Genomic DNA, 8,695 nt, shown 5'->3' with positions numbered 1-8,695 from the left:
CCGGCAGCGGAAAATGGGTGACGCCTGCCGCCCGGACCCCGGCGACCCACCCCGCGTCCCACCACCCCGCCGGACGGAACGGCCCCCCGGCCGACGAACGGCAAGGCGGACCCCCGCACCGGAGCCGGATGCGGCGGGGCTGGGCGACCGTCAGCGGCCCGGCAGCGGAAAATGGGTGACGCCTGCCGCCCGGACCCCGGCGACCCACCCCGCGTCCCACCACCCCGCCGGACGGAACGGCCCCCCGGCCGACGAGCCGCAAGGCGGACCCCCGCACCGGAGCCGGATGCGGTCCGGGCTCCCGTGACCGGTGGGATGCGGGTCCGTCCAGGCACCGGGCCCGAGCGTGGGAGGCGTGCGGACCTGTGGGTTCAGGCCACCGACGCGATTCGGGTTCTGATGGCGTCGGCGGACAGGGCGCCCTTGGCCGTCACGTGGTCGCCGGAGGACTCGCCGCGCAGTCGGCGGCCGATCCACGGCACCAGGTACTCGCGCGCCCAGTGCACGTCGTCGCGGCGGACCTCCAGCGTGCCGCGGGGCGGCAGCGGCGGCCAGGGCTGCTCCGGGTCGGCCGGGACGTCGAGTCCGAGGACCTGGCCGGCGCGCAGCGCCACGCGCGTGTGCCCGTCGGGTGAGAGGTGCAGGCGGTCGCCGTCCCAGGCGCGGCGGTCCTGGACGGCCTTCAGCGACCACAGGTCGAGCACCGGGCAGCCGTAGCGGTCGGCGATGGCCCGCACATGCCCGTTGTACGTGGCGATCTTGCCGCGCAGATGCTTGAGCAGGGGCACGCCCCGTGTGTCGAAGCCGGTGGTCACCATGACCGTGCCCGAGACGGCGGCCAGCCGGGAGACCGCGTCCTCGAAGCGCTCGGCCACGTCGTCCGGGTCGGTGCCGGGGCGGATGATGTCGTTGCCGCCGGCACAGAACGAGACCAGGTCGGGGGCGAGTTCGACGGCCCGGGAGACCTGGTCCGCCACGATCTGGTCGAGCAGCTTCCCGCGCACGGCGAGGTTGGTGTACTGGAAGCCGCCCTCGGGCCGCCGGTCGGCGAGCAGGACGGCGAAGCGGTCGGCCCAGCCGACGAACGCCCCGTCGGGGCCGGGGTCGCCTACGCCCTCGGTGAAGCTGTCCCCCACCGCCACGTACGACCCGATCACTGATCTGCTGTCACTCTTCGAATCGTCTGCCACGTCGGCCCATGATTCACCTTCGAATGTGACCTACGCGACCGTAGGAAGGGGTTGACGGCCGGTGAGAAAAGCCACTTCAGCCGATCGCCCCCGGCGGGAATACCGGGAATGCACGGCCCCTCAGACCCGCCGCAGCCGGACGACCGCCGCGTCGAAGTCGCCCCGCAGCCCGGTGCGCAGCCCGTGGTGCAGCAGCACGGCGCCCCGGTGCACTTCCCCGGTGTCCCCGCACGCGTACGACGCCGCCGGGTCCAGTCCGCGCAGCCGCAGCGCGGGCACGGGCTCCCCGTGGTGCTGCGCCTGGAGCAGGGCGAGGACGACGGTGTCGTCGCCGAGGACGTACTGCACCGCGCTCAGCCCGCCCCGCGGGGCCCGCAGCCGGTACAGGTCGCCGCGCTGGACCACCGGCCGGATCTCCTTGTAGAGGGCGATCCAGTCGCGGGCCTCGGCCAGTTCCTCCTCCGTCCACCGGGTGAGGTCGCCGCCCACCCCGAGCACCCCCGCCATGGCGCTCACAAAGCGGAAACGCAGCGTGCTGGACCGCCCGTTGAGCATGGTGTTCGGGCTGTCGGTGACCCAGGCGGCCATGACCCGCGCGGGATGGATCTGGCTGAAGCCGTGCTGGATGGCGAGCCGGTCCAGCGGATCGGTGTTGTCGGAGGTCCACACCTGGTCCGTACGGGACAGGACGCCGAGGTCGATCCGGCCGCCGCCGCCCGAGCACGACTCGAAGGCGACGCCGGGGTGCGCGGCCCGCAGCCGGTCCAGCAGGGCGTACAGCGCCCGCACATGGTCGGTCCACAGCCGCTGCGGGTACGGCTCGCCGGGCCAGCCCGCGTCGGTGAAGCAGCGGTTGAAGTCCCACTTCACATAGTCGATCGGGGCGCTGGAGAGCAGACCGTCCAGCCGCTCCCACAGATGCTCGCGCACGTCCTCGCGCGCGAGGTTGAGGGCGAGCTGGTTGCGGAACTCCGTCCGCGTGCGCCCCGGCTGGTGCTGCACCCAGTCGGGGTGCGCGCGGTACAGGTCGCTGTCGGGGTTGACCATCTCCGGCTCGACCCAGATGCCGAACCGCATGCCGAGGCCGTGCACCTGGTCGGCGAGCGGCTTCAGGCCGCCGGGGAACCGGTCGGGGCTGGGCCACCAGTCGCCGAGCCCGGCACGGTCACTGGTGCGGGCGCCGAACCAGCCGTCGTCCACGACGAACAGTTCCACGCCGATCGCCGCCGCCCGCCGCGCGAGCGCCCCCTGCTGCTCCTCGGAGATGTCGAACCCGGTGGCCTCCCAGGAGTTGTAGAGCACGGGCCGGTCCCGGTCAGTGTCGGGGACGACGTACCGCCGCTGGTAGGCGTGCCAGGCACGACTCGCGCCGCCGTGTCCGCCGTCGCTCCACAGTCCGGCGAAGACGGGGCTGGTGTACGTCCCTGCGGCCGGGAGCATCAGCAGCCCCGAGTCGTCGTGCCCGGCGCCCCCGGTGATCTGCACGCGCGAGTCCGGGAGCTGGGCGACCGCGATCCGCCAGGAGCCGGACCAGCCCAGGGCGCAGCCGTAGACCTCGCCGTGCTCCTCGGTGGCGCCGGTGTCCAGGGCGACCCACGGCAGGTGCTGGTGCCCGGTGTGGCCGCGGCGGCTGCCGATGACCTTCTCGCCGTAGGTGAGGCCGCTGCGCATCAGGCGGGACTCGGCGGCCCAGCGGCCGTGCAGCTGGGACAGCCGCCAGCCCTCGCGGTCGGGCAGGGTCCAGGTGGCGGAGTCGGCACGCAGCACCTCCACGGCTTCGGGCCCCCGGTTGGCGAGGGTGACCCGGCGCTCGACGACGTCCCCGCGCATCCGGTAGTGGAGTGTGATGTCCAGCCCCGAGTCGTGGAACAGCAGCCGCAGTTCGTCGCCCTCGGTCCGGTACGCCCCGAAGGTCCACTCGGTGCCGCGCCGTTCGGCGGTGCGCACGGACAGCGCGGGCCGCACGAAGCGGGGGCCGCCCTCGACCGGGTACTCCTCGTGTCCGTCGAGCGGGGACTCGAAGGGCCGGGCGTCCGGCAGCGGGCGGGCGGCCAGGGCCTCGGCGTCGGCGAGTGTGATCCTCGGGCCCCAGTGCAGGTGGAGCAGTTCACCGCGCCCGGTGAGATGGACGGCGTAGCCGCTCGTGGGCCCGGTCAGCAGCCATGTACGGCCGTCGTCGGCGGTCTCCAGCATGTTCCGTCCCCCACAGGTCCGAACAGGTCCGCGCACGCACCGACATCATCGAGGTGCGCGGGCGCGGGGGCAACGCCCGTGGACGACCCCCGTTGCCCCGGGAAGCCATGTCGTATGGTCGAAGCCGTGCCCGCCGACGTGCCGTGACGGCGGGACCGAAAGGGAGGAGTCCCCGTGACGCAGCAGGTCCCCTCGACCGAACCCGAGCTGGCCGCAGTGCGCAACTTCCGTGACGTGGGCGGGCTGCCGACCGCGGACGGCCGGCGGGTGCGGCACGGGATGCTGTTCCGCAGCGGCCACCTCGCGCACGCGACCGACGAGGACGCGTCCTTCCTCGGCTCCCTGGGCCTGCACACGATCTTCGACTTCCGCAACGCGGCCGACGTCAAGTTGGAGGGTCCGGACGTCGAACTGCCGGGCGTGCGCCATGTGAACCTGCCGCTGAGCGACCCGGCGGACGGCGCCGAGTTCTGGAAGATGGTCCGCGACGGAGACCTCGACGAACTGCGCTCCGTCCTGGACGACGGCAAGGGCGCGCACCGGATGATCGCATCCTACCGCATGATGATCAAGGAGCGCACCGGCGAGCACTCCCGGGTGCTGCACGCGCTCGCCGAGAACTGTGTCCCGGTCCTGATGCACTGTGCGGCGGGCAAGGACCGCGCGGGCCTGTCGGTCGCCGTGACCCTTCTCGCGCTGGGCGTGGAGCGGGACGCGATCGTCGCCGACTACCTGGAGTCGAACGCCAAGCACCGCCGCTACAAGGTGCACCGCAGCGGTACCTCGGCCGCGGCCTACTCCCCCGAGGTCATGGAACTGCTCAGTCCCCTGTTCGAGGCGCGCGCCGAGTACCTGGCTGCGGCCCTGGAGACCATCGAGGAGACCTGGGGCGGCGTCGACCCCTATCTGGAGCGGGGGCTGCGGCTGGCTCCCGACACCCGGGAGCGGCTGCGCGAGCGGCTGCTGGACTGACGGTCCGTCGTGTGGGCCGTCACTTGGAGCCGCCGACCGAGAACAGGAACCAGACGAACCCGGCGAAGAAGTGCCCGACGACGGTGTAGATGACGAGCCGGACCCACAGGGCGCGCGGGAACTTCTCTTCCAGGTTGCTCATGGCATGTCTCCGATGTGGGGGCCCAGGCACAGCGCGGCCGTGGGACTCTGCAACAGGGTGTGGACGAAGAGGAGCTCGACCCCGTCCGGGCTCTCGGCCGCGATGCGGTGCGGGGTCAGCGAGTCGAAGTGCGCGCTGGTGCCCGGCACGAGCAGGTGCGTGGCGTCCCCGAGGCGGAGCCTGAGATGCCCCTTGAGGACGTACAGCCACTCCTCGCCGGAGTGCACGCGCACGATGTCGCCCTGGGAGCCGTGCGGGACGCGGACCCGCAGGGCCTGCATGCCCCGGCCGGACGCGCCGGCCTGCCAGTACGTCCAGCCGCCGGCCCGCGTCGGCTCCATGTCCTCGGCGCGCACGACCGCGTCCCGGTCGGCGACGTTCTCGCCGAGCAGTTCGGAGACGGTCGTACCGTAGACACGGGCGAGCGCGAGCAGCATCGGCAGCGAGGGCTGGCGCTGCCCGGTCTCCAGGCGGGAGAGGTGGGCGGGCGACAGTCCGGCGGCGCGGGCCGCGGCCTCCAGGGTCAGTGCGGCACGGCGGCGCAGCGCACGCAGTTGCGGCGCGACGGCGGGCAGGTCCTCGACCGGCCCCGCCGAGGGCTGGGACTCTGGAGAGTTCATACCTCCATTCCAGCGCCACTTTGCCCCTAAGGCAAATTCTTTGCCTCAGAGGCAAAGCCCTGGTCCGGCTCCGCTCACCGGTTGGCGACGGCCTGCTTGACCAGCGTCTTTCCGAAGTCCCACATCAGCCCGCCGCCGTGCGCGTCGTCCATCACGGCGGTGAAGGCGTCCACGAACCGGTCGACCTCCGCCTCCCCGATGACCAGCGGCGGGATCAGCTTGATCACCTCCAGGTGGTCGCCGGAGACCTGGGTCAGGATACGGTGCCGTTGCAGCAGCGGGACGACCACCATCTGCGCGAACAGTCCCTTGCGGGCCGCCTGGAGCATGGTCCAGCGCCCGCGAAGTTTCAGCGACCTCGGCCGGCCGAACTCGATGCCGATCATCAGGCCCCGGCCGCGCACGTCGGCGAGCAGCTCGTACCGGTCGGTGAGCGCCGCCAGCCGGGACTTCAGCAGCTCGCCCGTGGCCCGCGCGTTGGCCACGATCTGCTCGTTCTCCATCACGGACAGCACGGCCAGCCCCGCCGCCATGGCCTGGGCGTTGGACCCGAAGCTCGCCGAGTGGACCAGCACCCGGTCGATCGAGGAGTAGACCTTCCTGAAGATCCAGTCCCTGCCGAGGGTCGCGCTCACCGGCACATAACCGCCGGACAGGGCCTTGGCCACGCAGACGAGGTCCGGCTCGACTCCGTCCTCGTGCTGGTAGGCGTAGAAGTCGCCGGTGCGGCCCAGACCGGTCTGCACCTCGTCGGCGATGAGCAGCGACCTGTGCCGGTGCAGCAGCTCCTGCGCGGCGCGCAGCCAGCCGGGCGGGACCTCGTGCACGCCCTTGCCCTGGATCGGCTCGACGATCAGGGCGGCCACGTCGCCCTTCTTCAGCTCCCGCTCGAGCGCGTCGAGGTCGCCGAGCGGGACGGCGGTGTCCGGCAGCAGCGGGGCGAACCCGTCCCGGAAGCCCTCCTCGCCGTTGACGGACAGCGAGCCGGCGGTCAGGCCGTGGAAGGAGTGCTCGCAGTACAGGATCCGCGGCCTGCCGGTGGCGCGGCGGGCGAACTTCAGCGCGGTCTCCACCGCCTCCGTGCCGCTGTTGCCGAAGAACACCCGGTCCAGGTGCGGGCTGTGCGCGAGCAGCCGCTCGGCCAGCAGGCCGGGCAGCGGCTGGCAGTCGAAGCGGGTGAGGTCGGCGAGCTGGGCGTCCAGCACGTCGTGCAGCGCCTTGCGGACGACGGGGTGATGGCGGCCCAGGCCCATCACCCCGAACCCGGAGAGCATGTCCAGGTAGTCGTTGCCCTCCGCGTCCCAGAAGTACGCGCCCTCGGCCCGCTCGTAGACCTTGTCGAAGCCGATGGTGTGCAGCATGCGCGGCAGTTGGTGGTTGAGGTGCCTGGCGTGCAGCTCGTAGCGCTCGGCGCCGCGCTCGGACAGCAGGGCGCCGAGGTCGAACTCCGTGGTCATTCGGTTGTCTCCTTGACTGCCATGACGGCCCTGGCGCCCTCCTGCGCCGGGATCGTCCCGGCCTGCTCCCGCACGGCCAGGCTCGCGCCGATCCGTCCGGCGACCTCGACCGGGGTGAGCCCGATGTCGGCCAGTACCTCCCCGCGCTTGGCGTGCACGAGGAACTGCTCCGGGATGCCGAACCTCCGTACCGGTACGTCGACTTCGGCGTCACCGAGGGCCAGGGCGACCGCGGCGCCGACACCGGCCGCACGGCTGTTGTCCTCGACCACGGCCACCAGCCGGTGCCCGGCGGCCAGGCCCGGCAGCGCCGGATCGACGGGCTTGACCCAGCGCGGGTCGACGACGGTGCAGCCGATGCCCCGCGCCTGGAGCAGTTCGGCGGCCTGGAGGCACACCGGCGCCATCACGCCGACGGCGACCAGCAGCACGTCGGACCGCTCCGCCCGGTGCAGCACGTCCATGCCGCCGACGCGGCCCGTGGCCTCGATCCGCGGGCCGGCCGACTCCTTGGGGAAACGGACCAGGGTCGGCGCGTCGTCGACGGCGACCGCCTCGCGCAGCTGGGCCCGCAGCTGGTCGGCGTCGCGCGGCGCGGCGATCCTGAGGCCGGGTACGACCTGGAGGACGGACATGTCCCACATGCCGTTGTGGGAGGGCCCGTCGACGCCGGTCACTCCGGCCCGGTCCAGGACGAAGGTGACCCCGCAGCGGTGCAGGGCCACGTCCATCAGGAGCTGGTCGAAGGCTCGGTTGAGGAAGGTGGCGTAGACGGCGACGACCGGGTGCAGACCGCCGGTGGCGAGCCCCGCGGCCGAGACGACCGCGTGCTGCTCGGCGATGCCCACGTCCCACACCCGGTCCGGGAAGCGCTCGGCGAACCTGCCGAGACCCACCGGGTGCAGCATGGCGGCGGTGATCGCCACGACGTCGTCCCGCTCCTCGCCGATCTTCACGATCTCGTCGCCGAACACGGAGGTCCAGGACGGCCCGCCGGCGGGGGTGAGGGGCTCACAGGTGAGCGGGTCCATCACGCCCACGGTGTGGAAGTGGTCCTCCTCGTGGGCGAGGGCGGGTTCGTAGCCGCGGCCCTTCTCGGTGAGGCAGTGGACCAGGACGGGGCCGTGGAAGCGTTTGGCCCGGCGCAGCGCCGACTCGACGGCCTTGATGTCGTGTCCGTCGATCGGGCCGAGGTACTTCAGCCCCAGGTCCTCGAACATGCCCTGCGGTGCGAACGCGTCCTTGAAGCCCTTCTTCGCGCCGTGCAGCGACTCGTAGAGGGTGTTGCCGACGACCGGGGTGCGCTGAAGGACGTCCTTGCCCCAGGCCAGGACCTTCTCGTATCCGTCGGTGGTGCGCAGGGTGGCCAGGTGGTTGGCGAGGCCGCCGATGGTCGGCGCGTAGGACCGCTCGTTGTCGTTGACGACGATGATCAGCGGCCGGTCCCTGGCGGCCGCGATGTTGTTCAGCGCCTCCCAGGCCATGCCGCCGGTCAGCGCGCCGTCCCCGATGACGGCGACGACGTGTCCCTTCTCGCCCCGCACCTGGCGGGCCTTGGCGAGTCCGTCGGCCCAGCCGAGCGCCGTGGAGGCGTGGCTGTTCTCGATGACGTCGTGCTCGGACTCCTCCCGTGCCGGGTAACCGGACAGCCCTCCCTTGCCGCGCAGCTTGGAGAAGTCCTGACGTCCTGTCAGAAGCTTGTGCACATAACTCTGGTGACCGGTGTCCCACAGGATCCGGTCGACCGGCGACTCGAAGACCCGGTGCAGTGCGACGGTGAGTTCCACCACGCCCAGGTTGGGCCCGAGGTGACCGCCGGTCCTGGCGACCGCTTGCACCAGGAACTCGCGTATCTCGTCGGACAGTTCACCCAGTTCCGCCTCGGACAGCGCCTTCAGGTCGCGTGGTCCCCGGATGCTCTCCAGAATGGTCACGCTGGGCCCCCTCTCGGTCCGTGCCGTACTCAACTCACTGTGACTGTCGGTGTCCCCGTGCCGGTGCGGCCGCCGGACGCGGCGTCGTCGTGCTCCATCTGCTCGGCGATCTTCATGGCCTCCTCGATCAGGGTCTCCACGATCTTCGACTCCGGGACGGTCTTGATGACCTGCCCCTTGACGAAGA

Annotated in this window: 7 protein-coding genes and 1 pseudogene; 1 reads left to right on the top strand and 7 read right to left on the bottom strand. The window is 72.0% G+C overall.

Annotated features, from left to right (window positions below; translation table 11 throughout):
* Positions 1-371: 371 nt before the first annotated feature.
* Positions 372-1,157, bottom strand: coding sequence for an SGNH/GDSL hydrolase family protein (locus ACFY3J_RS20375; RefSeq protein WP_384176876.1), 786 nt, complete (start codon positions 1,155-1,157; stop codon positions 372-374).
* A 153-nt stretch (positions 1,158-1,310) separates the two neighbouring features.
* A complete protein-coding gene (locus ACFY3J_RS20370; protein WP_390841412.1) occupies positions 1,311-3,383 on the bottom strand; it encodes an alpha-galactosidase in 2,073 nt (690 codons plus the stop codon).
* A gap of 174 nt (positions 3,384-3,557) precedes the next feature.
* Between ACFY3J_RS20370 and ACFY3J_RS20365 the strand changes: the two genes are divergently transcribed.
* Entirely contained in the window at positions 3,558-4,355 is a 798-nt protein-coding gene (locus tag ACFY3J_RS20365; protein WP_384176359.1) for a tyrosine-protein phosphatase, read from the top strand.
* Positions 4,356-4,374: 19 nt separating this feature from the next.
* Here ACFY3J_RS20365 and ACFY3J_RS20360 read toward each other — a convergent pair whose 3' ends face one another.
* The 5 genes and pseudogenes from ACFY3J_RS20360 to ACFY3J_RS20340 all read right to left on the bottom strand — a co-directional run.
* Positions 4,375-4,497: a DUF6126 family protein gene (locus ACFY3J_RS20360; RefSeq protein WP_141356258.1), complete on the bottom strand. Its 123-nt coding sequence runs from the start codon at positions 4,495-4,497 to the stop codon at positions 4,375-4,377.
* Complete coding sequence (locus ACFY3J_RS20355; RefSeq protein ID WP_390841411.1) at positions 4,494-5,117, bottom strand: helix-turn-helix domain-containing protein; 624 nt, start codon at positions 5,115-5,117, stop codon at positions 4,494-4,496. The genes ACFY3J_RS20360 and ACFY3J_RS20355 overlap by 4 nt, the downstream gene beginning before the upstream one ends.
* A gap of 74 nt (positions 5,118-5,191) precedes the next feature.
* A complete protein-coding gene (locus ACFY3J_RS20350) occupies positions 5,192-6,574 on the bottom strand; it encodes an aspartate aminotransferase family protein (protein ID WP_390841410.1) in 1,383 nt (460 codons plus the stop codon).
* The gene (dxs, locus tag ACFY3J_RS20345; RefSeq protein WP_390841409.1) at positions 6,571-8,508 is read right to left on the bottom strand and encodes a 1-deoxy-D-xylulose-5-phosphate synthase; all 1,938 of its coding nucleotides are present in this window, start codon (positions 8,506-8,508) and stop codon (positions 6,571-6,573) included. The genes ACFY3J_RS20350 and dxs overlap by 4 nt, the downstream gene beginning before the upstream one ends.
* A 29-nt stretch (positions 8,509-8,537) precedes the next feature.
* Positions 8,538-8,695: pseudogene (locus ACFY3J_RS20340) on the bottom strand (4-hydroxy-3-methylbut-2-en-1-yl diphosphate synthase); the annotation flags it as partial.

The organism is Streptomyces sp. NPDC001231, assembly GCF_042896885.1.
GTDB lineage: Bacteria > Actinomycetota > Actinomycetes > Streptomycetales > Streptomycetaceae > Streptomyces.
Note: the sequence above shows the minus strand (reverse complement) of the source record. Positions and strands in the feature narration are given on the sequence as shown.

What these genes read in the sequence shown, in the direction of transcription:
- ACFY3J_RS20370 (WP_390841412.1), bottom strand. Translation starts at nt 3,383, where the DNA reads ATGCTGGAGACCGCCGACGACGGCCGTACATGGCTGCTGACCGGGCCC.
- ACFY3J_RS20360 (WP_141356258.1), bottom strand. Translation starts at nt 4,497, where the DNA reads ATGAGCAACCTGGAAGAGAAGTTCCCGCGCGCCCTGTGGGTCCGGCTC.
- ACFY3J_RS20350 (WP_390841410.1), bottom strand. Translation starts at nt 6,574, where the DNA reads ATGACCACGGAGTTCGACCTCGGCGCCCTGCTGTCCGAGCGCGGCGCC.
- ACFY3J_RS20355 (WP_390841411.1), bottom strand. Translation starts at nt 5,117, where the DNA reads ATGAACTCTCCAGAGTCCCAGCCCTCGGCGGGGCCGGTCGAGGACCTG.